General features: G+C 60.6%; 23 protein-coding genes. 14 read left to right on the top strand and 9 right to left on the bottom strand.

What is annotated here, in order from left to right; all coding sequences use genetic code 11:
* Window positions 1-52: 52 nt before the first annotated feature.
* Complete coding sequence (locus HSW_RS06170; protein ID WP_044001247.1) at window positions 53-946, top strand: DUF2911 domain-containing protein; 894 nt, start codon at window positions 53-55, stop codon at window positions 944-946.
* Between the two features lie 55 nt (window positions 947-1,001).
* On the opposite strand, the gene HSW_RS06165 is transcribed toward HSW_RS06170, so the two are convergent.
* The 3 genes from HSW_RS06165 to HSW_RS06155 form a co-directional block, all read right to left on the bottom strand.
* Window positions 1,002-2,687, bottom strand: a complete 1,686-nt coding sequence (locus tag HSW_RS06165; protein ID WP_044001246.1) for a sodium:solute symporter — start codon at window positions 2,685-2,687, stop codon at window positions 1,002-1,004.
* Window positions 2,684-3,484 carry a phosphatase PAP2 family protein gene (locus tag HSW_RS22560; protein WP_197031951.1) on the bottom strand — a complete coding sequence of 267 codons (801 nt, stop codon included), beginning with the start codon at window positions 3,482-3,484 and terminating at the stop codon, window positions 2,684-2,686. Before HSW_RS22560 ends, HSW_RS06165 begins: the two co-directional genes overlap by 4 nt.
* Window positions 3,485-3,660: 176 nt before the next feature.
* Window positions 3,661-6,234, bottom strand: coding sequence for a PIG-L family deacetylase (locus HSW_RS06155; protein ID WP_044001245.1), 2,574 nt, complete (start codon window positions 6,232-6,234; stop codon window positions 3,661-3,663).
* 234 nt (window positions 6,235-6,468) lie between these two features.
* Here HSW_RS06155 and HSW_RS06150 point away from each other — a divergent pair, with 234 nt between their 5' ends.
* The 5 genes from HSW_RS06150 (at window position 6,469) to HSW_RS06130 (ending at window position 11,978) form a co-directional block, all read left to right on the top strand.
* Window positions 6,469-8,124 (top strand): S8 family peptidase, encoded by a 1,656-nt coding sequence (locus HSW_RS06150; RefSeq protein ID WP_081768276.1) that lies wholly within the window; start codon window positions 6,469-6,471, stop codon window positions 8,122-8,124.
* Window positions 8,125-8,343: 219 nt separating this feature from the next.
* The gene (locus HSW_RS06145; protein ID WP_081768275.1) at window positions 8,344-9,276 is read left to right on the top strand and encodes a YitT family protein; all 933 of its coding nucleotides are present in this window, start codon (window positions 8,344-8,346) and stop codon (window positions 9,274-9,276) included.
* A gap of 114 nt (window positions 9,277-9,390) precedes the next feature.
* Complete coding sequence (locus tag HSW_RS06140; RefSeq protein WP_044001244.1) at window positions 9,391-10,218, top strand: MOSC domain-containing protein; 828 nt, start codon at window positions 9,391-9,393, stop codon at window positions 10,216-10,218.
* 183 nt (window positions 10,219-10,401) lie between these two features.
* Window positions 10,402-11,211, top strand: coding sequence for a DUF547 domain-containing protein (locus HSW_RS06135; RefSeq protein ID WP_052346168.1), 810 nt, complete (start codon window positions 10,402-10,404; stop codon window positions 11,209-11,211).
* A 92-nt stretch (window positions 11,212-11,303) separates the two neighbouring features.
* Complete coding sequence (locus HSW_RS06130) at window positions 11,304-11,978, top strand: DUF2461 domain-containing protein (protein WP_044001243.1); 675 nt, start codon at window positions 11,304-11,306, stop codon at window positions 11,976-11,978.
* A 59-nt stretch (window positions 11,979-12,037) separates the two neighbouring features.
* Here the strand turns inward: HSW_RS06130 and HSW_RS06125 are convergent, their stop codons facing one another.
* The gene (locus HSW_RS06125; RefSeq protein WP_044001242.1) at window positions 12,038-12,661 is read right to left on the bottom strand and encodes a deoxynucleoside kinase; all 624 of its coding nucleotides are present in this window, start codon (window positions 12,659-12,661) and stop codon (window positions 12,038-12,040) included.
* Window positions 12,662-12,783: 122 nt separating this feature from the next.
* On the opposite strand from HSW_RS06125, the gene HSW_RS06120 reads away from it, so the two are divergent.
* Window positions 12,784-13,251 carry a hypothetical protein gene (locus HSW_RS06120; protein ID WP_155832845.1) on the top strand — a complete coding sequence of 156 codons (468 nt, stop codon included), beginning with the start codon at window positions 12,784-12,786 and terminating at the stop codon, window positions 13,249-13,251.
* Window positions 13,252-13,327: 76 nt separating this feature from the next.
* Here HSW_RS06120 and HSW_RS06115 read toward each other — a convergent pair whose 3' ends face one another.
* A complete protein-coding gene (locus HSW_RS06115; protein ID WP_044001241.1) occupies window positions 13,328-14,008 on the bottom strand; it encodes a DUF6565 domain-containing protein in 681 nt (226 codons plus the stop codon).
* 156 nt (window positions 14,009-14,164) lie between these two features.
* On the opposite strand from HSW_RS06115, the gene HSW_RS06110 reads away from it, so the two are divergent.
* Window positions 14,165-14,677, top strand: a complete 513-nt coding sequence (locus HSW_RS06110; protein WP_044004186.1) for a GNAT family N-acetyltransferase — start codon at window positions 14,165-14,167, stop codon at window positions 14,675-14,677.
* Window positions 14,678-14,740: 63 nt separating this feature from the next.
* A complete protein-coding gene (locus HSW_RS06105; protein WP_052346166.1) occupies window positions 14,741-15,019 on the top strand; it encodes a CDGSH iron-sulfur domain-containing protein in 279 nt (92 codons plus the stop codon).
* Between the two features lie 101 nt (window positions 15,020-15,120).
* On the opposite strand, the gene HSW_RS06100 is transcribed toward HSW_RS06105, so the two are convergent.
* Window positions 15,121-15,372 carry an acyl-CoA-binding protein gene (locus HSW_RS06100; RefSeq protein WP_044001240.1) on the bottom strand — a complete coding sequence of 84 codons (252 nt, stop codon included), beginning with the start codon at window positions 15,370-15,372 and terminating at the stop codon, window positions 15,121-15,123.
* Window positions 15,373-15,526: 154 nt separating this feature from the next.
* On the opposite strand from HSW_RS06100, the gene HSW_RS06095 reads away from it, so the two are divergent.
* The 3 genes from HSW_RS06095 (at window position 15,527) to HSW_RS06085 (ending at window position 18,225) form a co-directional block, all read left to right on the top strand.
* Complete coding sequence (locus HSW_RS06095) at window positions 15,527-16,822, top strand: amidohydrolase family protein (RefSeq protein WP_044001239.1); 1,296 nt, start codon at window positions 15,527-15,529, stop codon at window positions 16,820-16,822.
* Between the two features lie 73 nt (window positions 16,823-16,895).
* Window positions 16,896-17,555: a hypothetical protein gene (locus tag HSW_RS06090; protein ID WP_044001238.1), complete on the top strand. Its 660-nt coding sequence runs from the start codon at window positions 16,896-16,898 to the stop codon at window positions 17,553-17,555.
* Window positions 17,556-17,724: 169 nt separating this feature from the next.
* Window positions 17,725-18,225 carry a CinA family protein gene (locus HSW_RS06085; protein ID WP_044001237.1) on the top strand — a complete coding sequence of 167 codons (501 nt, stop codon included), beginning with the start codon at window positions 17,725-17,727 and terminating at the stop codon, window positions 18,223-18,225.
* On the opposite strand, the gene HSW_RS06080 is transcribed toward HSW_RS06085, so the two are convergent.
* On the bottom strand, window positions 18,222-19,265 hold the full coding sequence (locus HSW_RS06080; protein ID WP_044001236.1) for a hypothetical protein: 1,044 nt from the start codon (window positions 19,263-19,265) through the stop codon (window positions 18,222-18,224). The genes HSW_RS06085 and HSW_RS06080 overlap by 4 nt on opposite strands.
* Window positions 19,266-19,428: 163 nt before the next feature.
* On the opposite strand from HSW_RS06080, the gene HSW_RS06075 reads away from it, so the two are divergent.
* Both HSW_RS06075 and HSW_RS06070 read left to right on the top strand, forming a co-directional pair.
* On the top strand, window positions 19,429-20,685 hold the full coding sequence (locus tag HSW_RS06075; RefSeq protein ID WP_052346165.1) for a zinc dependent phospholipase C family protein: 1,257 nt from the start codon (window positions 19,429-19,431) through the stop codon (window positions 20,683-20,685).
* A gap of 103 nt (window positions 20,686-20,788) precedes the next feature.
* Window positions 20,789-21,517 carry a peptidylprolyl isomerase gene (locus HSW_RS06070; RefSeq protein ID WP_052346164.1) on the top strand — a complete coding sequence of 243 codons (729 nt, stop codon included), beginning with the start codon at window positions 20,789-20,791 and terminating at the stop codon, window positions 21,515-21,517.
* Window positions 21,518-21,721: 204 nt separating this feature from the next.
* Here the strand turns inward: HSW_RS06070 and HSW_RS06065 are convergent, their stop codons facing one another.
* Together HSW_RS06065 and HSW_RS06060 are read right to left on the bottom strand one after the other, a co-directional pair.
* Window positions 21,722-22,081 (bottom strand): hypothetical protein, encoded by a 360-nt coding sequence (locus tag HSW_RS06065; protein ID WP_044001235.1) that lies wholly within the window; start codon window positions 22,079-22,081, stop codon window positions 21,722-21,724.
* Between the two features lie 100 nt (window positions 22,082-22,181).
* Window positions 22,182-24,296: a M13 family metallopeptidase gene (locus HSW_RS06060; protein ID WP_044001234.1), complete on the bottom strand. Its 2,115-nt coding sequence runs from the start codon at window positions 24,294-24,296 to the stop codon at window positions 22,182-22,184.
* Window positions 24,297-24,334 lie beyond the last annotated feature (38 nt).

Here is a 24,334-nt window from a genome sequence, read left to right as displayed (position 1 = left end):
CAGATTTCCCTTACTTTCGCATCGAATTCCCAACGCCTCTTTTCTCTCTCGCATGATTACTTCGACTTTTCGCACGTCTTCTTCCCGCGCCCTGAGCGCGACGCTGCTGGTGAGCGGCCTGCTCCTGAGCACCGCCGCCCAGGCCCAGATCAGCACGCCCCAGGCCAGCCCCAAAAGCACCATTCAGCAGCGCGTGGGCCTCACCGATGTAACGCTGGTCTACTCCCGCCCCAACCTACGGGGCCGTGCTGCCTTCGGTAACCTGGTACCATTCAGCAAGCGGTGGCGCACGGGTGCCAACGCCACCACCAGCATCAAATTCTCGGATGATGTAACCGTGGAAGGCAAAAAGGTACCGGCCGGCGAGTACGGCATCTACACCATTCCCGGCAAGACGGAGTGGATTGTAGTACTGAACAAGAGCACCAAGATGGGGGCCAACGTGGACGGCTTCAAGGACGATGAGGACGTGGCCCGCTTCACCATCAAAACCTACAAGGTGCCCGCCAAGGTGGAAACCTTCACCATGAACTTCACCGACCTCACGCCCGCCACCGCCAACGTGGACATGCAGTGGGAAATGACCGGCGCTAAGTTCAAAATCACCACCGACGTGGAAACCAAGGTAATGGCCCAGATTGATGAGAAAGTCATCAAAAACGCTAGCGCCAGTACCGGTGACATGGCCGCCGCCGCCGTCTACTACCTCGACAACGACAAGGACCTCAAGCAGGCCCTGGCCTGGATGCAGAAAGCCAACGCCACCGACCCCAAGTTCTGGAACCTGCACACCGAGGCCAAAATCCGCATGAAAATGAAGGATTACAAAGGCACCATCACCGCCGCCGAACAATCCAAAAAGCTGGCCCTCGACAACAAAAACGCTGACTACGTGAAGATGAACGAGGACTTGATGATGGAAGCCAAGAAAGCCGGCAAGCTGTAAGATCAAAAGGCTAAAAAGCCAGTTCCCCTCCTTTCCAAGGAGGGGAACTGGCTTTTTAGCCTTTTGTAGTCTTGCGTCCTAAAAGACTCCCCAACACCACCACGCCGCAGCCGATGATGTTGAACCAGAGGTAGCCGATGTCGGTGGTGAAGAACAGAACCAGCACCACGGCCTGGGCCACCACGGCGGCCCAGAACACGGCCCGGCCGCCCACGGCTTTCAGGAAAAACGCCACCATGAAAATACCCAGAATGGTGCCGTAGAACAACGAGCCCAAAATATTGACGGCCTGAATCAGGTTTTCGAGGCGGGCGGCGAAGGTGGCAAACCCGATACCCAGCACGCCCCACCCCACGGCCGCGGCCCGCGAGGCCAGCACGTAGTGTACCTCCGGCTGCCCCGGCCGACGCGGCTTGTACAAGTCAACCACCGTGGTAGAGGCTAGGGCATTGAGCCCAGCGGCGGCCGAACCCAGGGCGGCGCTCAGCACCACGGCCACCAGCAACCCCACCAGCCCCTGGGGCAGGTAGTTGAGCACGAAGGTGAGGAACACATAATCGGTGTCTTTGGCTTCGGTGGTGGGCTCGGCTTTTTTGAGCAGCTGCTGGGCTTGCTGGCGCAGGCCTAGGTTGGCGGCCTGGGTGGCTTGCAGGTGCGTTTCGGCGGCGGCAATGGCGGCAGGGTCGTCGGCCTGCAGGGCCTGCACCAGGCGGCCGGTAGCGCGGCGGCGCACCTCAAACAGCGTAGCGTGCTCGCGCTCCAGTTCCCGCAACGCCGGCCCGTACTGCTCGGAGTGGGCCACCTTCATGTACACCGGCCGGTTGAAGGTGAGCGGGGCGGGGTTGAACTGATAGAACACGAACAGCAGCACGCCCAGCAGCAGAATCCCGAACTGCATCGGAATCTTGAGCAGGCCGTTCATCAGCAAACCCAGGCGGCTTTCCGTCACGTTGCGGCCGGTGAGGTAGCGCTGCACCTGGCTCTGGTCGGTGCCGAAGTACGAGAGGGCCAGGAACAGGCCGCCCGTCATGCCCGACCAGAAGTTGTACCGGTCGGTGGGGTCGAAGTGGAAGTCGATGAGGTTGAGCTTACCCTGGTGCCCAGCCACGCGCATGGCATCGGTAAACCCGACCTCAGCCGGCATGTAATGTACCAACAGGTAGCCCGCCACCAACAGCCCCACGAATATTACGGCCACCTGCCCCTGCTGGGTCACCATCACGGCTCGGGTGCCGCCCGATACGGTGTAGGCAATCATCACGGTACCCAGCAGCCACACCGTCAGCTGAATATCCCAGCCCAGAATAGCCGACAGCACCAGCGCCGGCGCGTACAGGCTCAGGCCGTTGCTCAGGCCCCGCTGCACCAGAAACAGCAGTGCCGCAAACGTGCGCGTGCGCCGGTCAAAACGGCCTTCCAGGTACTCGTAGGCCGTAAATACCTGCAAGCGGTGGTAGATGGGCACCACGAAAATGGCAATGAGCACCATGGCCACCGGCAGCCCCAGGTAGAACTGGATGAAGCGCATCCCGTCGTCGTAGGCCTGGCCGGGGGTGCTCAGAAAGGTAATGGCCGAAGCCTGGGTGGCCATTATGCTGAGCCCGATGGCCCACCACGAAGCCTGCCGCCCGCCCAGCAAATAGCCATCCAGCGACTCGCCGGCGCGGCGGGTGCGCCAGGTGCCGTAGCCCACAATGAACAGCAGCGTTCCGCCCAGAATCAGCCAGTCGAGCCCGCTCATGCAAACGCCTGGGTCAGGTACACAAACAGCCCGATTTCCAGCGCCAGCGCCCCCAGCACCAGCCAGTACCACGCCCGCCACGAAGGCAGCAGCGGCGGCAAATCAGATTCGGTTTCGGGAGTTGCGGGGTGCGGCACGATTAGGAAAGGAATTGACAGTGGCAAGATAACGCACGAAACCGTAGCTTCCAGTAGCGCGCTACTAGGGCGCAGCCAGCCGGTGGTCAGGTCCCAGCCGCAGGTGAGCAGCAGCCCCAGCGCCGCGCCCGCCACCACGTCGCTGAGCCAGTGAAACTCCAGCACCACCCGGCCCAGGCACACCAGCCCCAGCCAGCCCAACAGCCAGGGCCGCGCCTTCGGAAACCGTAGCGCCCAGGGCAGCAGCAGCCCCGCCGTGCCGGCCGCGTGCCCCGACGGAAACGCGTCAAACCGCCCGGCCGCCTGCCAGAAATCAGCGTTGGTGACCAAATGCCCGAACACTTGCCCCGGCCGGGGCCGGTTGAAATACATGGCCAGAGGGTGGCGCAGTCCCTGACTGCTCACCATCGTCAGCAGCGCCACCAGCCAGATGGTGCAGTGGGGCCACCACCGCAGCCGGGCCACGGCAAACAGCAGTAGCAGCAGCGGCCACAGCCACAGCGGCATCAGCTTATCCGTAATCGCATCATGCGCCCGCATAATGCCCGCAAAAAACGGCCGCAGCGGCGCGCCGTGCCGGTGCAACAGCCCGGCCAGCGGCTCGTCCACGGCTATAATCAGCAGTAGAACAAGCGGGATAGAGAGTAACCCGAAAATCAAAGACCATACATAAAAACGCAGAGGCACAGTAAACGAGTACATAACTGGAATATCACTGTCGTTCGGCTCCCCCTCTCCTTTTCGGAGAGGGGGCCGGGGGGGGTGAGGCGCAACGTTGCCCGATGCGGTACTGACTACTTACCTTTTCACAACGATGCGCGAAGCAGAGCTGCGCGCTACTTGCCCAACGACACCATATTGGTCAAGATCCGGTACGCGCCGGGTACGCCGGCGGGCAGCTCCCGAAACAGAGAGAGGCCGGTGTAGATGTAGTGGCCTTTGCCGTAGTCGGCTACCAGGATGGCGCTTTCCTTGGCTTTCTCGCCGGGGTCGTTGCTGCTGAGTACGGTCTGGTATTTGGGGTCCCACTGGCTGGGGTAGTAGAGGCCCTGCTCCTGCACCCAGCCCTCGAAATCCTTGCTGGTGATTTTGTTGGGCGTGTTGAGCAGGGGCTGCGTGGGGTTGAGGAAGGTAACCGGAGCGTTTTCCACCGTCACCCGGTCGGTGCTGAGGGTGAGCGGGTAGGGGCCGATTTGCGGCAGCACGGTGCCGCGGTTTACCACGTACTGCACTACCAGATTGCCGCCCTGCTCCACGTACTTCAGCAGCGTGGGCTGCAGGGTTTTGAGCCGGTCCAGGGTGTTGTAGGCGCGCACGCCCAGCACCACGGCGTCGAAGCGGCGCAGGTTCGGCTCGGTGAGGTCTTCGGGCTTGAGCAGGGTCACGGTGTAGCCAATCTGGCGCAGGGCGTCGGGCACCTCGTCGCCGGCCCCCATCAGGTAGCCGATTTCCTGGCCCTTGCGCCGCAAATCCAGCTTCACCAGCGGGGCCACGGCTTCGGGGAACAGCGTTTGGGTGGGAATGTGGGTGTACGCTATGGTCTGGTAGCCGCGCGAGTACGCCTGCCCGTCCACGGTAGCCACGGCCCGCAGCTCCGATTTGCCTTCCGCCGCGCCCGCGTCGGGCTGCACCCGGAACTGCACGGTCTGCTCGGCGTCTTTAGCTCCCAGCTCGAACGGAATGCTGGCGGGCTCGGCGGTCCAGCCTTTGGGCAGGTTCAGGGCCAGGGTACCCTTCACACCCGCCTTGCCGGCGCGCAGCGTCACGGGAATGGTTTTGGGCTGGTTATCGGCAAACACGTAGGCGTGGCCGCCCACGTTCACCATCACCGGCGGCACCACCGTCAGCGGGCGGTACTTCTCCCCTTCCACCGGGTCGGTGCTTTTGTATTGGACGGGGACTTCAAATCTCAAAGTCTGGCTTTCTTTCATGCCCGGAGCGAGGATCAAACACTCATTCCAAACACTTATGCTAGCAGGATTATCTGGCTTACCTATCAGTTCCTGAATAGTCCATTGGTGCTTACCGAACCCAAACCCTTGCACTGTTTTGATACCTGTTAGATCTATTCGGTACATACCAATTGTACCCGGAGATGTGAGCCAAAAAGGCTGAGAAATGCTCGTGGCTAATGGCACCTCAAAGTCCACAGGATCACTTACAACTTTGCCTTTTGGTAATTCTCCAGTTGCTGCTTGGCCATCCGACTTGTACACATCTCGGTGCCAAGTGATATGTATATCTGAGGTATTAAGTGCTTCTCTATTGATTTTGATAGTCTGTCCAAGCGCAACATTAGGCTCACTTACAGTTGCCGCTAAATGCAATCCAAGGCTAGCCTGAATTAGCTGATCTAAACTTGTCTGCTTTTCACTAAACCAGTAGTTACTAGATTCTTCTTTGAGCTTCTGCAACGCCGTCCGCACCTTCAGCAACCCGGCCACACTCGCTGACGGATTGGCCGGGTCGTACTTGCGGATTACCTCGTCTACCAGCTTGCCCACGGCCGCGCCGCCGGGCACCCGGTTCCAGGTCATATCCACGCCCTCGAACAGGTCGGTAGTGGCCTTGTCGCCTTTCAGGGGCTGGAAATACTCCAGAGCCTCGCCGCGCTGGGCGCTGCTGCCGAAGCCCTGGCTGCGGTGCTGGGAGCGGCTGCGGGCGGCAATTTCGCCGTAGCTCTGCCCCAGCAGCGGGTTGTAGCCGCCGGCATCCAGCTTCAGGTACTGGCTCATGTCCTCGCCGGCCTTCACGAAGAAGCTGCCGGTATTCCAGAGCAGCCGCCTGGCCTGCCAGGGCTGCACGTATTGCAGCTGCTCAGGGAAGCGCTTGGGGTCGGCGGCGGCCGAGAAGGCTTCAATGGCCAGCATGGCCGAAGCCGTATGGTGGCCGTGGCCGGCCCGGGCGTCGGGCGGGAAGCGGGTAATCATCACGTCGGGCCGGCGCTGCCGGATCACCCAGACCATATCGGCCAGCACCTGCTCTTTGTCCCAGATGGTGAAGGTTTCCTCGGGCGTTTTCGAGAAGCCGAAGTCGTTAGCGCGGGTGAAGAACTGCCGGCCCCCATCGATGCGGCGGGCCGCTAGCAGCTCCTGCGTCCGGATAACGCCCAGCCCCTCACGCAGCTCCGGGCCGATGAGGTTCTGGCCCCCGTCGCCGCGGGTGCAGCTGAGGTAGCCGGTTTCCACCAGGCGGCCGTTGGCGAGGTAGGCAATCAGGCGGGTGTTCTCATCGTCGGGGTGAGCGGCCACGTACAGAGCCGAGCCCAGCACGTTCAGCTTCTTGAGCCCCAGCAGAATCTCGGAGGACGACCAGGTTTTGGGGGCCTGGGCCTGGGCTTCGCCAACTAAGAATTGAGAAGTAAGAAGTAAGAATGCCGATAAAACGGCGCGGAAGTAGCGGAGGCGCATGAAAGAGGCAGTTGAGGTGGCCGGGCAGTAAAGATAGGCGGCCAGCCGGGAGGTTGCAGGCAGACAGACAGCCGGGCACAACAGGCAACCCGCTGAAAAGTCCCGCGTCCGTTACGGCCTGTTGCGGTTGCAGCCTTGCCTATACCAGTTACCTTCCGGCTGAACCACTGCTTTAATCTGTTGGCCCGGTGCTTGCGTACAGCGGGCGTTACCTTTGTCTCTGACTTCTCTCGCATGGCATATCCCCTCTCCGCCCGGCTTCGGCTGCTGGGTTTTTCGTTTTTATTGCCTGCCCTGGCTTCGGCCCAGAGTACGCCCCCGTCGGTTTCAGCCCCTACTACCGTGGCCGCCCCGGTGCCAGCGGCCCCGCAGTGGTACCTGCTCGATGCGGAGCAAGATGGCGGCGTAATGGGCGTGAGCGTGACGCGCGCTTACCAAGAGCTGCTGCAAGGCAAAGCCTCCACGCCCGTGGTAGTGGCCGTGATTGATGCCGGCATCGACACCACCCACGCTGACCTGCGGCGCGTGCTCTGGCGCAACCCCCGGGAAATAGTGAGCAACGGTCAGGACGATGACCAGAACGGATACGCCGACGACGTGCGCGGCTGGAACTACCTGGGTGGGGCCGACGGCCGCAACATCAACCAGGAAGCGTTGGAGGAAACCCGCCTGCTGGCCCGGCTGCAGCCCCTCTACAAAGGCAAAACCCGCACTGCCGTGCCCACTGCCAAGCGCGCCGAGTACGACCTCTACCTGAAGGTAAAGAAGAGCTACGAGGCCAAGGTGAAGGAGAATGTGGAACAGCTCCAGAACTACCGCCAAGCCTACGCCGAAAACGCCCAAGGTGCTGAGGGCCTCAGGGTCGCCCTCGGAGTAGCCCGCCTCGATACGGCCACCCTGCGCACCCCACCCACCCAGGACCCTGAGCTGCGCCAGGTGTCAAGGGGTATTTACCAGATGCTGGTGCAGACCGGCTTCGCCTCGATGGACGACGTGCTGATGGAAATGAAAAAGGGCCTCCAGGAAACTCAGGACCAGCAGGAGTACGGCCTCAACCTGCAGTTCAACCCCCGCCCCATCGTCGGCGACCAGCCCGACAATGTGAAGCAGCGCGACTACGGCAACCGTGACGTAACCGGCCCCGACGCCCTGCACGGCACCCACGTAGCCGGCATCATTGGGGCCGACCGGGAAAACCGGGAAGGCATCCTGGGCATTGCGCCCAACGTGCAGCTGATGGCCGTGCGCGCCATTCCCGACGGCGACGAGCGGGACAAGGATGTGGCCAACGCCATCCGCTACGCCGTGGACAATGGGGCCCAGATTATCAACATGAGCTTCGGCAAGTACTACTCGCCCCAGCGGCCGGCCGTGGAGGAAGCCATTCGCTACGCCGACCAGAAGGGTGTGCTGCTCATCCACTCAGCCGGTAACGAGAACAACGACCTCGACAAGACGCTGCAGTACCCGGCCCCGGTGTTCCAGAGCGGCCAGCGCATCCCGAACATGATTACCGTGGGCGCCTCGGCCCGCCTCAACGACGAATCCCTGGCCGCCGACTTCTCCAACTTCGGCAAGACGCAGGTGGATGTATTTGCACCCGGCCACCAGATCTACTCTACCCTACCCGGCGGCAAATATGGCAACCTGAGCGGCACCAGCATGGCCGCGCCCGTGGTGACGGGCATTGCGGCCACCCTCAAATCGTACTTCCCGCAGCTGACGGCGGCGCAGCTCAAGCGCATCATTCTGGCCTCAGCCCAGCCGGTACACACCAAGGTGCGCCAGCCCGGCTCTACCAAGCTGATAGACTTCGCTGAGCTGTCGAGCACGGGCGGCATCGTGAACCTGTACCGGGCCGTGCAGCTGGCCCAGCAGCCCACGCCGTAAGGGCCAGATTCGCGGCTGACGCGCAACCCTGCCCCTGCCACTGGGTCGTTAAAAAGACGATGCGGCGGCAGGGGCAGTTGGCTTTCCAGCGGAGCAGGCAGCCTCTATAGAAAGTCTGGCCATTCGGCTAAAAACCAACGTTACGCCTTCTGTAAGCGTATCCTTGTTAAGCAGCCACTGCTGTTTAATCTGATTTCTTATCTTCTGTTCCTGCACAACATGCATCAACCGGCTACTACCACACCGCTTATCCAACCCGTTTCGGCTGCCCCGAAAAGTCCGCCCCGCGACGGGCTCTGGTGGCGACGACAAATTACCAATACGCTTCTGATGGTGGCAGGCGTGCTGTCGGCAGGCTTCGGGCTGGAGAGCTTCCTGCTGCCCGGCGGCTTCCTGGATGGCGGCGTCACGGGTATCTCCCTGCTGCTGGTCCAGATTTTCGGCTGGCCGCTGCCCGTGCTTATCGTGCTGCTCAACGTCCCGTTCGTATTCATGGCCTGGCGGCAGCTCGACCCCGGCGTGGCCATCCGTACACTGCTGGGCATTGTAGCCCTGGCCTTGGTGCTGGCCCTGGTGCCTTACCCCATCATCACCCACGACAAGTTGCTGATTTCCGTTTTTGGCGGGTTCTTCCTGGGGGCCGGTATTGGGCTGGCTATGCGGGGCGGCGGTGTGCTCGATGGCACAGAAATCATGGCTATCTTCCTCAGCAAGCAATCCAGCATGACCATCGGCGATATTGTATTGGTGTTCAATATCGTCATCTTCGGGGTGGCTGCCTACGTGTTGTCCCTGGAAACGGCGCTGTATTCTATCCTGGCCTACTTATCCGCCGCCAAAACCATCGACTTCGTAATTGATGGTTTAGAGGAGTACACCGGCGTTACCATCATGTCGGGTCAGGCTGATGCCGTCCGGCGCATGATTACCGAGAAAATGGGCCGGGGTGCCACCGTATATAGCGGCAAAGGCGGCTACGGCACCCACGGCCACCAGGCCAATGCCATCGACATTGTTTTCACTGTCATCACCCGTCTGGAGCTCACCAAGCTCAAAGCCGAAGTCGAGCAGATCGACCAGAATGCCTTCATGGTGATGCACAGCGTCAAAGAAACCAAAGGCGGCATGATCAAAAAGCGGCCGTTGCATTAGGTGAATGGTTGGATGGTTGGATGGTTAGATGGCTGGATGGGTGAATTGGTGAAGTGCCCAACCATGCACCCATCCAGCCATCCAACACTCCAACAATTCAACAATCTTTGCAGCATGGCTGCTCCCCTTCTGCTCTCCGATCTGTACATCTATCCGGTAAAATCCCTGGGCGGTATTCGCCTCACCGAGGCTACCGTGGAACCACGCGGCCTGCGCCACGACCGGCGCTGGCTGATTGTGAATGCGCGCAATCAGTTCATGACGCAGCGCCAGACCGCCGCCATGGCCCACCTGAAAGTGGCCCCGGCCTACAACGGCTTCCTGCTTAGCCACCAGCAGCGGCCCGAGCTGCTGCCGCTCTACGTGCCCTTTGAGGCCACGCCCGAAAAAACCCTGTTCGTGACCATCTGGGACGATATGGTGTTTGCCTGGCGCGGTAAGCCCGAGTGCGATACCTGGCTGACGGAGGCTTTAGGCGAAGAGTGCAAGCTGGTGTACATGTCGGATATGGTGCGGCGCGACGTGGAGCCCGAGCACAACCCCGAGGGCCAGCTAGTGAGCTTTGCCGATGGCTACCCGTTTCTGCTGATCGGGCAGGAGTCGTTGGCAGAGCTGAACACGCGGCTAGCGGAGGCGGTGGGCATGGACCGGTTCCGGCCCAACTTGGTGTTCAGCGGCGGCGAGGCCTTTGCCGAGGACGACTGGGCCAGCTTCCAAGTCGGCGATGTCAGCTTCCGGGCCGTGCGTGCCTGCGGCCGGTGCGTGCTCACGACCATCGACCAGACTACTGCCAAAAAAAACCCGGGTGGCGAGCCGCTCCGCACCCTGGCCACCTACCGCACAGAAGGCAGCAAAGTCATGTTCGGGCAAAACGTAACCAGCACTGGTCAGGGTAGCGTGCGCGTCGGCGACACGCTGACGGTGGTCAGTTATAAGGCGTAACCCGGGCTGGCTGTTTGCTGCTCGTTGACCAGTTGCGGCGAATCCGAACTATTTGCTGCTCCCTTTTCAATCTTGAATAAACTCAATGGTGAAACAAGGGCACCTGACTGAGACAAGGACTTAGGGCGGTTCTGGTTCAGCTGCTTATCTTTGCTTTTTCTCCGCCGCCCTTCGTTCTTGCTCATGCCGTTGCTGCCCCGTCTGGTTTCCCGCTTTTTCCTGGTTATCCTGCTGCTGAGCTGGTGGCCGGCCTTGAGCAACGCGGCAGCAAACCCAGCGCTGGACAAGCTGCAGCAACCCTGGAACCAGTTGTTGCAGCACCACGTCACCACCGATGGCCGCTTCAACTACGAAGCCATGCTGGACGAGGAAACCCAGCTGCTGGACTACCTGCAAAGCCTGCGCAAAATAAAGCCCGACCCGCAAACCTGGTCCGCGGACGACACCAAGGCCTTCTGGATTAACACTTACAACGCCGCCGCCGCTTCCCTTATTCTGCAGTATTACCCGCTGGCCAGCATCAACGACATCCGGGTGAAGGAAATCGGAGGGCTGAAGTCGCCCTGGGAAGCGCCTGTAGTCAACGTGGGCGGCCAGTCGTATTCGCTCAACCAGATTGAGCGGGAAGTGCTGCGCAATCAGTTTCACGACCCACGCGTCCACTTTGCCTTAATGTACGGCGCGGCCTCCTGCCCCCCGGTGCTGGCCGAAGCCTACACCGGCACCCGTGTCAACGAGCAGCTCGACGCCCAGGCCAAACGCTTCCTCAACGACCCGGCCTTCAACCAGCTCACCCCGCAACAGGTGCAGCTCTCGGGCCTGTTTGAATCCTACGCAGCCGAATTCGGTCCCGAAGCGCAGGTACTCGAGTTTGTGAACCGCTACGCGCTGGTACCGGTGCTACCCACGGCCAAGGTGGAATACCGCTCGTTTAACTGGGCTCTCAACGACCGGACCGGTCTGAGCAACTCGCAGGCGCTGGGCAAACATTAGCCACCGCCAACCCGCATCACGGCCGCCCCGTACCGCTTAGCGGTGCGGGGCGGCTGCTTTTCAGGCCCTGCCCGCCTTTCTTCCTTCTGCTTATGAATCTTGCCCTCATTCTGGATTTCCTGCGTGCCCTGGCCGCCAACAACAACAAAGCCTGGATGGACCAGCACCGCGCCGACTACCACCAAGCCCGCGCCGAGTACACCGCCTTCATTGCCCAACTGCTGCGCGATGCTTCCGCCGATTTGGAACCCGGCCTGCGCGGCCTCTCGCCTTCCGAGGTAATGTTCCGCATTAACAAAAACGACCGGTTTCAGCAGAGCGACGAGCCGTACAAGCGCCATATGGGTGCGGGCATCAAGCCCGGCGGCCGGCACAGCCCCCAGGCCGGCTATTTTATTGCCCTGCAGCCCGATGGCGAAACATACGTAGGTGCCGGCCGCTGGATGCCCGAGCCCCAGCAGCTAGCTGGCATCCGCCAGGAAATCCACTACAATGGGGCCGCCTTCCACGCCATCCGCCAGCACCCCGAGCTAGTGCACCACTTTCCCCACGGCCTCGATCAGTCACAGGCCCTCAAAACGGCTCCCAAGGGCTACGACAAAACCGACCCCGACATTGAGTGGCTGCGGCTGAAAAGCTTCTTCGTGTGGCGCTCCTTCTCCGACGCCGACGTGCGCCGCCCCGATTTCCCGGCCCGGGTGCTGGAAGCCTGGCAGGCCGCCAAACCCTTCGTGCAGTTCCTTAATGAGGCTATGACGGGGGAGTAAGGGAGGTCAAAGAGAAAAAAGTAAAAGCGGCGCTTTTACTTTTTTCTCTTCTACTTCAATTAAAAGAACCCGAACAGCTTGCTGTTAATCTTCTCGATGATGACGCTCAGATCTTCGGGGTTGTTCACGTAGTCCAAGTTGTTCACGTCTACGATGAGCAGCTTGCCGTGGTCGTATTGCTGAATCCACTCCTCATAGTGCTCGTTGAGGTGCTTGAGGTAGTCGATTTTGATATTGTTTTCGTAGTCGCGGTTGCGCTTTTCAATCTGCTGAACCAGCTTGGGTAGGTCGGCGCGCAGGTAGAGCAGCAGGTCGGGCGGGTTCACCATGCTGATCATGGAGTTGAACAGGCTCAGGTAGTTCTGGTAGTCCCGCTCCGTCATCAGGCCCGATTGGTTCAGATTGGCCGCGAAGATGTGAGCATCCTCATAAATGGTGCGGTCCTGAATGACGCCCTTGCCGGTTTTCTGCAGCTCCTTGATACGCTGGGTCTGGCGGAAGCGGCTGTTAAGGAAATATACCTGCAGATGGAACGCCCAGCGCGGCATATCGTCGTAGAAATCCTTCAGATACGGATTATGGTCGACGTCCTCCAGGAATACTTCCCAATTGAAGTGATGGGCCAGTTTGTTAGCCAGCGTGGTTTTGCCGGCGCCAATGTTGCCGACGATTGCAATGTGCATGAGCGAGGTGCAGAAAAAAACGGAGCCCCAAAAATAGGCAAGCCAAACGAACTCAACGCTACGCTAACCCGGCCGTAGAACCATATAGCCTTTCCTGCATGTTCTTTTTAACTACCCGCGCCATGTCATCCCTTCATTTAGAGCCAGTAGGCACTGTTGCTGACGCGAATGGCAAGCCGCTGGTGGACTTCCTGCACTCACCAACCCAGAAAGTATTGTGCGCCCGCTGGTACGGCAACCTCACAGGCCGCGAGGTTACCCATGTGGCCCAGGAGTATCTCAGGGCGCAGACTACCCTTTATTGTCCGCTCCTGCTCAATGATAAAAGCCAGGCTACCGGCGACTGGAATGAGGCCATGGACTGGCTGGAGTACGAGTGGCTGCCGCAGGCAATGGAGGGTGGGCTGCGCGCCATTGCCTACGTCTTCTCCCCCGATATGCACAACCAGCTGGCCAGCCTGACTTTCTTTGAACGCGTCCGAAAGCATATTCCCATTCAGCTTTTCTACGATGTGCCGGCCGCTTGGCAATGGCTCCGTATTCAGCCCCAGCCGTTGCACAGGCCTCCCCATACTGCCAACCCTACCTAAAACATTCAAAACCAGCCGCGCCCGATGAACAACTTGTTCATCGGGCGCGGCGGTACATGTGCATAATAAAAAGCGGTTATTCGCGAATCACATCTTTCACGTCGCGGGCTTTCTCCAGGGTCCGGAACTCGCCCTGCAGCGTACGGATGCGCAGGCGCTCTTCCAGCGGAATCTGCTCCCGCACCTGTTCATAACGGGTGTTCAGGCGGGTCAGCACGGCACTGGCAGCACTCCAGTCGGCCTGCGTCCAGTTCTGCTTATCGGAGCGCATAGTTTCGATCAGGCGGAAATACAGGTCTGATAGTTCGGTGGGGCGGGCCTTACTGATGTTCACGTCTTCGTTCAGCAGGCGGCGCTGGGCCTGGTCGGCGGTAGCGGGGCGGCGGGCGGAGGCATCAAGGCTGTCCTGACGAGTAGCCCAGCGTTGGTAGCGCACTTTCTGGGTGCTGTACTCGCGTTTGCCTTCCACCGTGAGACTGTCCACGGCCTTATCGATGCGCTTGCTCTGGCGGTCAAACTCCTCGCTGATGCGCGGCAGCTCGCGGCGGGCCGTGGTAGCGGCGCGGTCCACCTTGTCGTTCACCCAGTCACTGAAGTCACGCAGGTCGCGCTCCACACCGGCCGTGGTGGCAGTAGAGGTTTTCGAGGTGGAAGCCGAAGGCTTGGTCGTTGTTTTAGGCGTTTGCTGGGCGGTGGCCGCCGTAGTCAGCAACAAGCCGGCAGCCGTTAGTAGCGCACCCGAAAAAGGAAGTTTCATAGAGCAGGAGTTGGCGGGAGTAGGTGAGGAAGAAGTAGAATAGGAACGGCCCCGGTGCCGAACCCGTATAGGGGCCTGGGCAATTTCCGGCCCAAAACACGCGACTCTGGATTTTTGGCGCGGTTTTACGCCGAAAAATACCGTTTTTTGCCCGCTATGTCAGTTTCCACCGCGCCTTCCATTCACATCCAGCCCGCTACCCTAGCCGACATTCCGGTGATTGTGGGGCTGGCGGAAGCCACCTGGGAGCCCACGTACCGGTTTATCATCTCGCGGGAGCAGCTGGAATACATGTACCGGGTGATTTACACGCCGGCATCGTTGGAGCGGCAGATGACGGAGCAAGGCCACACGTTTTTGCTGGTGTACGTAGAAGGGCAGGCCGGTGGTTATGCCTCCTTCTCGGCGCAGTCGGAGGCTGGCCTGTACAAGCTCCAGAAAATCTATGTGCTGCCCGCGCATCAGGGCCAGGGCCTGGGCCAACGGCTGGTAGCGGCCGTAGAACAGGCTGTACGGGCGGCGGGTGGCCACACGCTGGATCTGAACGTAAACCGCCATAACCCGGCCCAGGCCTTCTATGAGCATTTGGGCTTCCATCGTCACCACGAGGAAGACATTGCCATTGGCCCCTACTGGATGAATGACTATGTGATGCGCAAGGCACTATAGCTCCTTGTGACGCCACTCCGGCATTCCAATCACCTGTTTTCTCACCTTACTTTTCCCCGCCCCATGGCAACCAAACTTACCGTCCTGAGCAATGGCTCTCTGCGCGTTGATGGCAACGATTTCGAGCTGGTAGATGCCCAGGGCCAGCCCTACGGCCTCGCCGGCCGGGAGCGAATCAGCATCTGCCGCTGCGGCCTCTCCAAGAACAAGCCCTTCTGCGACGGTTCGCACAAAGGCCACTTCGAGCACGACGCCACTGCCTTCGACCTGCCTGCGCCCAAGCCCGCTGCTCCCGTAACGCCCCCCGCTACGCCCGACGCCGGCGCAGCTCCGCTGGCGTAGGCGGCAAGCTACAAGCGGCAAGCCCTCAGCTGCAGGCAGCAAGTCCCTTTTAGAAGGCTTGCCGCTTGTAGCTGAGGGCTTGTAGCTTCCTGACAGAAAGCTTAGAACAGGGAGTTTACGAAGTCAACGTACTCTTGGCGGGCTTCCTCCTGGGATTTGCCGCGCAGGCCGGCCCAGGCGTCGTACTTGGCAATGGCTTTGAAATCGAACCCGCCGGGCCGGTCGCCGCTGATGTCACCTTCGCTGCCCTGCTTGTAGAGGGCGTACATTTTGAGCAGGGTGGTGTTATCAGGCTTGGCGGGCAGCTCTTTGCTGCGGGCGGCAGCGGCTTCAAATTCTTCGGGAGAGGCCATAAGGAAAGTGGTGAGATGGTGAAATAGTGAGTGTGTCATCCGGGAGGCCCGGACGGGTGCCAAAAGGTACGAATTGCCGCGACTTTAGGCTGCATGCAGCGTTTATTTCCGCTGTATCTTCCGCCCTGCTTCATTCTTTGCCTCCCTCCCAATCATGCCCTTTTCCTTTCGTTTGCCTTTGGCCCTCGGCGGCCTGCTACTGGCCTGCACGACCGCGCACGCGCAGAAAACCTACCTCCACTGCGGCCGTTTGCTGGATATGCGCTCTGAGCGCGCCCAGACGGAGATGACGCTGGTAATAGAAAAAGGCCGCGTGTTAGCTGTGGAACGCGGCTACTCGACCCCGGCCGGGGCGCAGGATAAGGTCATCGACCTGAAGAACCGCACCGTGCTGCCTGGCCTCATCGACTGCCACGTGCACCTGGAAAACGAAACCAGCAAAGACAACTACCTCAAGGAATTCACCCAGAACCCGGCCGACGTGGCGTTTGGCTCCCTCGACTACGCCCGTAAAACCCTGCTGGCCGGCTTTACCACGGTGCGTGATTTGGGCGGCTCCGGCGTGAACATCGCCCTGCGCAACGCCATCAACCGGGGACAGGTGACGGGGCCGCGCGTATTCACGGCGGGCAAGGCCATTTCGGGTACCGGCGGCCACATGGACCCCACCAACGGCTACCGCCTCGACCTGATGGGCATGCCCGGCCCCGCCGATGGCATTGCCAACGGCCCCGACCAGGGCCGTCAGGCCGTGCGCGAGCAGTACAAGCGCGGGGCCGACCTCATCAAGATTGCCAGCACCGGCGGCGTACTCAGCGTGGCCAAGGACGGCTCGGCCCCGCAGTTCACGGAAGCCGAAATCCGGGCCGTGGTGGAAACCGCCCGCGACCTGGGCCTGGCCGTGGCCTGCCACGCCCACGGGGCCGAGGGCATGAAGCGCGCCATCCGGGCGGGCGTCACCAGCATCGAGCACGGCACGCTGATGGACGACGAAACCATCGGGCTGATGAAGAAATACGGCACCTGGTACGTGCCCACCATCACGGCCGGCAAATCGGTAGCCGACTCGGCCACCATCCCCAACTACTACCCGCCGCTGGTGACGCCCAAGGCGTTGGCCATCGGCCCCAAGCTGCAGGCCACCTTCGGGCGGGCGTACAAGGCGGGGGTCAAAATTGCGTTTGGTACCGATGCGGCCGTGTTCCGGCACGGCGTGAATGCGCTGGAGTTCCGCTACATGGTGGAGGCCGGCATGCCGCCCGTGGAGGCGCTGCGCAGTGCCACCGTGCGGGCCGCCGAGCTGCTGGGCCAGACCAGCAACCTGGGCACGCTGGAGCCCGGCAAGCTGGCCGACGTGGTGGCCGTGCAGGGCGACCCGACGCAGGATATCAACGCCATGCAGCAGGTCCGCTTCGTGATGAAACAAGGCGTGGTGTACCGGCAGGAATAATCTGGCGAAGAAACCGGGCATTCTGGCTCTATATTTGCCCAAGACTATATAGACACATTTTTTACCCTATCTCATGCAGAAATTATCTACGCTTTTGCTGGCCGGTGGGCTAGCGTATCTGATTACGGGCCAGGCCCTGGCCCAGACAGAATTGAACAGCGTCCCGCAGCCCGGCACCACGCCCCAGCCCGCGGCCCCCACGCCCACGTATCCGCAGATGCCCCAGCGCCCGGCCGCCGACGCCGCGCCGCGTTACCAGGGCAGCCTGACGCTGGAACTGGGTTGGGGCGCGCCCTACGGGTTTGGCGTCTCCTACGCGCACCATCTCTCGCCCAACTGGGATATCAACGGTGGACTGGGCCTGGGCATAGGCGGTAAGGTTGGCATTGGCACCCGCTACTACTTCAACCCCGACCGCCCATTCACGCCTTACGTGGGGGCCAACCTGGTACGCACCGGCCGCATCAGTGACGTTTCGGTGGAGGTGGATGGGGAGCAGGCCGTGTATTCCATGAGCCCCAGCGGCACGCTGCACCTGCGTGGTGGCCTGCGCTGGCAGCCGGGCCGCATTGGGCTGCTGGCGACGGGTGGTTACGGCATCCTGCTCACCGGCGACCCGGTCACGTATGATATAGGGTACAATCCGTCGCAGCGGCTGCGTAATGTGGTGCAGATCATCAATCCCGGCGGCGTGGAGGTTTCGGTGGGACTGGTAATTGGACTGGGCCGGTAGGGCCAGTGGTCTACAGGCTGCGCGGCACATGTAGCTATGGGTAGCTTACGGGTGGTACGTTGCTGGTGGTGCACCGGCAACGTACCACCCGCAAATACTTTAGAGAGAATAAGCTCGGCCGCACCCTTCCCGTTGGTGCCTGCGTAGGTAGCATACTTTCTGCCTACCTATGAAAAAGTCCCTTCCTAACGAGCTAATTCAGAATTTCCTCAAGCACAAGCTCACGCTGGCGCTGGCCGAAAGCTGTACTTGCGGACTCGTAGCGGCGCAGCTAGCCCCGGCTACTGGCGTTAGCGAGGTGCTGCTGGGTTCTGTTGTGACCTATCATCCGGAAGCCAAACAGCAGCTGCTGGGCGTGAAAAAGGCTACGCTCACCACCTATTCGGCCGAGAGTCAGCAAACAACTAACGAAATGGCGTTGGGTCTGCACCGGCACCTACCCAAAGCCGACGTGTGCGTGGCCGTTACCGGCCTGTGCGGCCCCGGCAGATCGGAAACACCTGAAAAGCCGGTGGGTACCGTATTTGTCACCATTCTTTTCCAAGGCAAAGCTCACGAGTACCGGGAGGCATTTGCCGGTACTGGCGACGCCCTGCGCCAACGCGCCACGGAGTTTATCTATGAAAAACTGACCGAGTTGCTGGAGCGGCAACAGCTGGCACCGGGCTAGCCTTCTAGCGCTTTATTGGGGGCCAACAGCATGATTTTCAAGTTGAGGCGCACTACGTCGCCCATGCTGCGGCAGCGGCTGAACTGCTGGGTGCGGTGGTGCTGGTTAAGCTGCTGACGCAACTGCTCCACCTTCTCGGGCGGTGATACTTCGTCGCGGCGGAGGCAATCCATCAGGTCCTTGAGGCGGTGCCGTTCCGAGCGCACGCGCCGGGCCATCAGGGTGCGCTCCTCGGTCTGGTACTGGCGGATACTTTCGGGCGTGAGCAGCCGGCTGCACAGCTGCACCACGGCCCGGTTGTCCTTGAAGAACTGGGGCATGTACATCGTTTTTTTGCCCTCGTAGCACTGCTGGTCGAAGTCGATGGCCCGCACGCGGTACTGCTCGTCCTCAAAGTCGGGCGTCACGTCGATAACGTAGTTGTAGGCTCGCATATCGCCCAACAAACGGGCAAAGCACCGCTCATTGAACTTCACAAACTCCTTGGCAATGCGCACCTGGTTGAGGTGAGGCCGCTGCAGATGCTCCCGGATGAAGTCGTCGCCGGGAATGCCGGCAATGTGCTCCTCAATCAGCGAGTCGCCTTGCACCAGGTAGTTCATGCTGTTGGGGCTCAACAGGTGCTCCAGCTCCAGGCCGTACACCCGCGAGGCATCGGCCCGCTTCACGTAGAAGTAGTCGTAGTTGTCGTTGAGCTGGTTCACGATGCGCACCCGGAACGGGTGGCTGTTGCCGAAGCGGCAGTAGTCCACCCGGTCGGCCACCAAGTGGTCGGTAAACGATAGGTCGCCGGCAGTTTTGAGCAGAGCGTACACCTGGGCCAGCCCCTCGCTTAGCTCGCGCAGGGCCTGGGGCTCGTAATACACCGTTTCCCAGAGCGTGTCGCGGCCCTGGCGGTTGAGCAGCGGGAAGGAACCGGTAAAGCGGGTCAGGTCGAGGTAGGTGACGGGCAGGTGGGTTTCCCGGTCATACTGGTGCAGATACTGGCGCAGCCGCTCGCCAATGCGGTAGTTAATTTTCTTTTTGGAGATGAGCGTCATGAGCAAAGAAACACGGGAAGCAGCGGTACAAGGCCAAGCATAATACTACGGCTTTATCAGGAGCTGAGGTGGAGAAACGAAAATGGTAACGCGCAAAAAATCAGCGCGTCAATCGGTTGTATTGTACCTTCGTCGTTCGACTTTCGCATGCCCGATCTGTCCCATGAAAAAACTACTACTTGCCCTTCTTATCGTGCTGTTGTGCCCGGTGCTGTCACCGGGCTGGGGCTTTTTTGGCCATCGAACCATTACGCAGCTGGCCGTGTACTCGCTGCCTAGTCCCATGCGTGGGTTCTATTACCGCAACATGGTGAAGCTGGTGAAACTCAGCACGGCTCCCGATGAACGGCGCGACCAGGACCCGCTAGAAGCCGGCCGCCACTTCATCGACATCGACCACTACGGCGACGACCCGTTTGGCCTCATGCCCAAAGCCTGGGACAAAGCCGTAGCCAAGTACACCGCCGACACCCTACGCAAATACGGTACGTTGCCCTGGGCCATTATGGAAACCAAGGAGAAGCTGACCGAAGCTTTCAAACAGCGCGACACCACCGCCATTCTGGCCCTTTCGGCTGATCTGGGCCATTACGTGGCCGATGCCTACGTGCCGCTGCATACCACCGAAAACTACGACGGTCAGCTCACCAAGCAGGAGGGCATTCATGCGTTGTGGGAAAGCAAGCTTCCTGAGCGTAACATTGGCAAGTACAAGTTGGATAATGAGCCCGGCCGCTACGAGAAAGACGCCCTGAAAAGCATCTGGCAGGTGGTACAGGAATCGTACGGCTTTCTGGGCGACACCTTCGACCGGGAAGAGGAAATAACGCGCAAGTACACGCCCGAAACCAAGTACGTGTTCAGCCATAAGTACGGCAAAACCCGCCGCTCCTACTCCGATGCTTTTGCTGATTCCTACCACGAAAAAGTGGGCGGTGAAGTGGCCTTCCGCCTGAAAAAGGCCCCTTCCATGGTAGCCTCGATGTGGATTACAGCCTGGAAGGATGCCGGCTCGCCCGACCTGGATGCCCTGCTGAAAAAGGTCCCCGGCAAAGAAGAAAAGGAAAAGCTGGACGTGGAGTTGGACGCCTGGAAAGACAACCTGCTGGTGGAGCAGGGCCTGTTGCTGGCCATGCAGAAGGTAAAGGCCGAGGAACGCCCTGACCTCATCAACGCCGCCCGCGACATGCAGCCGCTGCCTGCGGAGGCTGAAGCCGTGAAACCGGCCCCGGCCGCCCCAAGTCCTACTCCCGTACCCGGTGCTCCCGCCTTGCCCGAAGGCACCACCAAAGTCAAGACGAAAACCAAGCCCGCCAACGGCCCCGCCCAAAAGGAGAAAGCCAAAGCCGACAAGCCGGCCAAAACCAAGAAAAAGCCCGCTTCCGACGGCTGGGACACGCCCAGCGGCTCGGGCTGGTAACCCCCGGCAGCGGCAGTCAGTATTAGTTTGAGTGCGGCTCTGCTACGGCGAGGCCGCACTTTTTTTGGTTTCTTGTGCCTCTCTCCCACCCCAGTTCCCCGCCATGAAGCTTCGTTTTTTGTGTATCCCCGTCCTGAGTCTGCTGGCAGCGTGCAATTCTCAGCCGACCGACACGGGTACGACCACCGCCCCGCCGCCCGTACCCGGTCCCGATTTGCGCGCCCTGGCCGATTCCAACGTGGTGCAGTTGCTGACCGAGTATGGCCGCCAGTACCCGGCCCGCGAAGTACTCCTCCAGACGCGCCACGGTAACCTGCGTATCCGGCTGTATGACGACACGCCGCTACACACAGCCAACTTCCTGCTACTGAGCCGGAAAGGATATTTCGATCAGACCGTATTCAACCGGGTAGTGAAGGATTTTGCCATTCAGGGTGGCACGTCCGATAAGCTGGCCCTGCGCCTAAGCCGGTACCGGCTGCCCCCGGAAATTCGGGCAGAGCATTTTCACAAGCGCGGGGCCGTGGGCATGGCCCGATACGACGACGAGCAGAACCCCGGCCGCCTGTCTTCTAGCCACGATTTTTACATTGTGCAGGGCCAGAAACTTACCGAGTACGGGGCCCAGTCCAGCACCGGCCGCACCCTCACGCCGGCCCAGCTACGCACCTACACCACCATCGGCGGCGTCCCCAGCCTCGATGGGCAGTACACGGTGTTTGGGGAAGTGGTAGAAGGACTGGATGTTATCGACAAAATTGCCGCTGAACCCGTCGGCAACGACAAATGGCCCATCCAGGACGTGGGCATTAAGGTGAAGGTACTGAAATAACAGGCTGGTGGCTCAGTGGGGCGTGTCACTGCGAGCATGTGGCGCATCAAGCCAGTGTCGAAGCAAGCCGTCCTTTTCAGCGTGCAGACCATCCAAATGTAGAAAGGCCTTAACATCAGGAGCATGGGAACAGGCTGCTGTTGTGCATTTGGAGGAGGAAGGATTACTTTGGAATCCGGCCTCGCAACGAAAGACGCCACCGCTCTACCTAAGCACCTCAATCAGCCGGGCGTGGTTGACGTCGCCGGGTTGCTCATGGAGAAGTTCCCGGGCTTCGGCGCGAGTGTAGGTTTCCGTAATGGTGGTGGAGAATATGGCAGGGGCGGGCGGCGTGGTGGGTGGTGCCGGCAACGGTTGGCGGGCGGCAGCCAGATCTACCGCATCAGGGCGCACAGTCTGCACGCGGTACACGTAGAACTGCGGCTGAGGGCTGCCCGGCGGCTGAAACTGCACCACGTACACATCGCCGACCTGCGGCTGCTGTACCAGCTCCTGCACATCGGGCCGGCAGGCCGCTAACAGCAACATACTTCCGCCCAGCAGGGTACGAACGAGGTTTTGCATGGAGCAAGATAACCAGCAATACCCAGCAGCGGCACAAAAAAGCCGGCCCGCACAGTGTGCGGGCCGGCTTTTTACTCAGTGGCAGGTTAGCCGCTAACCGCTACCATACTTTGGCGCGGTCGGCTTGGGCGCGCACCATTTTACCTTCCTCCTTGCAGCCGAAGGCTTCAAAGAATTCTGGCATGTTCATGAGCGGGCCCACCGTGCGGTACTGCGCCGGGGAGTGCGGGTCCGTCATTACCTGCTGGCGCAGGTACTCGGGACGCGCATTGGTGCGCCACACCTGCGCCCAGGCCAGGAAGAAACGCTGCTCCGGAGTGAAGCCATCAAACTTGGGACGAGCTTCGGAGCCGTACTGCTTGGCGAGCTGCTTTTCAAGTGCTGAGTAGGCCAGGGCCAGTCCGCCGAAGTCGGCCAGGTTTTCGCCCATGGTCAGCTTGCCGTTCACGTTTACCGAATCCAGAGGCGAGAAGGCGGAATATTGCTTACCCACCATGTCGGCACGCTGCTCGAATTTGGCGGCGTCCTCCTTGGTCCACCAGTCGCGCAGGTTACCCTGAGCATCGTACTGGCGGCCTTGGTCGTCGAAGCCGTGGGTGATTTCATGGCCGATAACCGCGCCCATGCCACCGTAGTTCACGGCGTCATCGGCGTTAGGGTCGAAGAACGGGGGCTGCATAATGCCGGCCGGAAATACAATTTCATTCATCGACGGGTTGTAGTAGGCATTCACCGTGGGCGGGGTCATGCCCCACTCCTGCCGGTCGATGGGCTTGCCGAACTTGCTCACGTTGTCGTTGATGCCCCACTCCCGGGCCGCCAGCACGTTTTTCAGGTACGATTCGCGTGAGATGGTCAGGGCCGAGTAGTCCTTCCACTTATCCGGGTAGCCGATTTTGACGGTGAAGGCCGCCAGCTTTTTCTGGGCCTCCGCCTTGGTCACGTCGCTCATCCAGTCCAGCTTCTGGATGTGCTCCCCCATGGCTTCTTTGATGTTGTTCACCATTTCCAGCGCCTTGGCCTTGGTAGCGGGCGTGAAGGCTTTTTCCACGTACACTTGGCCGAAAGCTTCACCCAGTGCGCCGTCGGTGGAGCGCAACATGCGTTTCCAGCGGGGCTGCTGCTTTTTAGCGCCCGTGAGCACCTGCGCAAACCGGAACGACTCGTCGCCGTAGGCTTTGGGCAGGGCCGGGGTCAGGGAGGTTACCAAGTGCCAGCGCATGTAGGTTTTCAGGTCGCCGAGGGGCTCCTGCTTCATCATGGTGCTTACTTCCTTGAAGAAAGCGGGCTGGCCTACAATCACCGTTTTGGCGGCTCCCAGCTTCATCTGGGCCAGCGTGCCGGGCAGGTTCAGGTTGGGGAACTGCTTGGCGGCATCGGCTACCGTCATTTTGGTGTAGTTGGCGTTCGGGTCGCGCAGATCCACGCGGCTCTTGCTGGCTTTGGCCAACCGGGTTTCGAGGCGAATTACGGTGGCGGCGTTTTTAGCGGCCGTAGCCTCATTGTCGCCCAGCATCTTAAAGGTGTTCACCAGGTAGGTGGTGTACGCCGCCCGGATGCCTTTGGAGCGGGCATCATCCTTCAGATAATAGTCCCGGTCAGGCAGGCTCAGGCCGCCCTGGTACAGGTTCACGGCGTATTCGTCGCTCTTTTTATCGTCCTGACCCACGTAGCCGTTATAGAACGCGCCGGTCTGGATTTTCTGGGCGTGTACGACTTCGCTCTGCAAGCCTTTCAGGTCTTTCACGGCCGCAATGCGGTTCAGCTCGGGCTGCAAATACTTCAGGCCAGCCTTTTCGATGGCCATTGAATCCATGGCCGAGGCGTAATAGTCGCCTACTTTCTGGGCGTTGGTGCCCTTGGCGGCCGTGGTATTGGCAGCGGCTTCGTCCAGAATCTGCCGCATCACGGCGTTGTTTTTGTCGGCCAGCTCGTTGAACGCGCCCCAGCGCACTTCCGCCGCCGGAATCGGGTTGTTCTTCAGCCAGTTACCCGATGCGTATTGAAAGAAATCGTCGCAGGGGCTTACGGCCTGGTCGATGTTGGCCACGTTGAGGCCGGTGCCTTTGGGGTCGGGGGCCGGAGCAGGAGCAGCCGGCGTAGCAGTAGTAGTGGCCGAGGCCGTAGGCGCCGCCGTTTTGCTGGAAGCGCAGCCGGCCAACGACAGGCCGGCGGCGGCCATAGCAGCCAGCGTCAGGGTATTACGGTTTTTCATAGGGCGAGTAAGAGGGACAGTGGGACCATGAAACGTTC

Origin of the sequence: Hymenobacter swuensis DY53 (genome assembly GCF_000576555.1) — a bacterium.
GTDB classification, from domain to species: domain Bacteria; phylum Bacteroidota; class Bacteroidia; order Cytophagales; family Hymenobacteraceae; genus Hymenobacter; species Hymenobacter swuensis.
The sequence above is the reverse complement of the archived record's forward strand: the minus strand, read 5'-3'. Positions and strand labels throughout refer to the sequence as shown.

Bases quoted from the DNA above. Each gene is read 5' to 3' on its own strand.
- HSW_RS06165 (WP_044001246.1), bottom strand. From the start codon at position 2,687: ATGAGCGGGCTCGACTGGCTGATTCTGGGCGGAACGCTGCTGTTCATT.
- HSW_RS06070 (WP_052346164.1), top strand. From the start codon at position 20,789: ATGAAGCTTCGTTTTTTGTGTATCCCCGTCCTGAGTCTGCTGGCAGCG.
- HSW_RS06110 (WP_044004186.1), top strand. From the start codon at position 14,165: ATGTCAGTTTCCACCGCGCCTTCCATTCACATCCAGCCCGCTACCCTA.
- HSW_RS06100 (WP_044001240.1), bottom strand. From the start codon at position 15,372: ATGGCCTCTCCCGAAGAATTTGAAGCCGCTGCCGCCCGCAGCAAAGAG.
- HSW_RS06080 (WP_044001236.1), bottom strand. From the start codon at position 19,265: ATGACGCTCATCTCCAAAAAGAAAATTAACTACCGCATTGGCGAGCGG.
- HSW_RS06145 (WP_081768275.1), top strand. From the start codon at position 8,344: ATGCATCAACCGGCTACTACCACACCGCTTATCCAACCCGTTTCGGCT.
- HSW_RS06125 (WP_044001242.1), bottom strand. From the start codon at position 12,661: ATGCACATTGCAATCGTCGGCAACATTGGCGCCGGCAAAACCACGCTG.
- HSW_RS06060 (WP_044001234.1), bottom strand. From the start codon at position 24,296: ATGAAAAACCGTAATACCCTGACGCTGGCTGCTATGGCCGCCGCCGGC.
- HSW_RS06170 (WP_044001247.1), top strand. From the start codon at position 53: ATGATTACTTCGACTTTTCGCACGTCTTCTTCCCGCGCCCTGAGCGCG.
- HSW_RS06130 (WP_044001243.1), top strand. From the start codon at position 11,304: ATGAATCTTGCCCTCATTCTGGATTTCCTGCGTGCCCTGGCCGCCAAC.
- HSW_RS06065 (WP_044001235.1), bottom strand. From the start codon at position 22,081: ATGCAAAACCTCGTTCGTACCCTGCTGGGCGGAAGTATGTTGCTGTTA.
- HSW_RS06095 (WP_044001239.1), top strand. From the start codon at position 15,527: ATGCCCTTTTCCTTTCGTTTGCCTTTGGCCCTCGGCGGCCTGCTACTG.
- HSW_RS06150 (WP_081768276.1), top strand. From the start codon at position 6,469: ATGGCATATCCCCTCTCCGCCCGGCTTCGGCTGCTGGGTTTTTCGTTT.
- HSW_RS06105 (WP_052346166.1), top strand. From the start codon at position 14,741: ATGGCAACCAAACTTACCGTCCTGAGCAATGGCTCTCTGCGCGTTGAT.
- HSW_RS06115 (WP_044001241.1), bottom strand. From the start codon at position 14,008: ATGAAACTTCCTTTTTCGGGTGCGCTACTAACGGCTGCCGGCTTGTTG.
- HSW_RS06120 (WP_155832845.1), top strand. From the start codon at position 12,784: ATGTCATCCCTTCATTTAGAGCCAGTAGGCACTGTTGCTGACGCGAAT.
- HSW_RS06085 (WP_044001237.1), top strand. From the start codon at position 17,725: ATGAAAAAGTCCCTTCCTAACGAGCTAATTCAGAATTTCCTCAAGCAC.
- HSW_RS06090 (WP_044001238.1), top strand. From the start codon at position 16,896: ATGCAGAAATTATCTACGCTTTTGCTGGCCGGTGGGCTAGCGTATCTG.
- HSW_RS06140 (WP_044001244.1), top strand. From the start codon at position 9,391: ATGGCTGCTCCCCTTCTGCTCTCCGATCTGTACATCTATCCGGTAAAA.
- HSW_RS06155 (WP_044001245.1), bottom strand. From the start codon at position 6,234: ATGCGCCTCCGCTACTTCCGCGCCGTTTTATCGGCATTCTTACTTCTT.
- HSW_RS06135 (WP_052346168.1), top strand. From the start codon at position 10,402: ATGCCGTTGCTGCCCCGTCTGGTTTCCCGCTTTTTCCTGGTTATCCTG.
- HSW_RS06075 (WP_052346165.1), top strand. From the start codon at position 19,429: ATGAAAAAACTACTACTTGCCCTTCTTATCGTGCTGTTGTGCCCGGTG.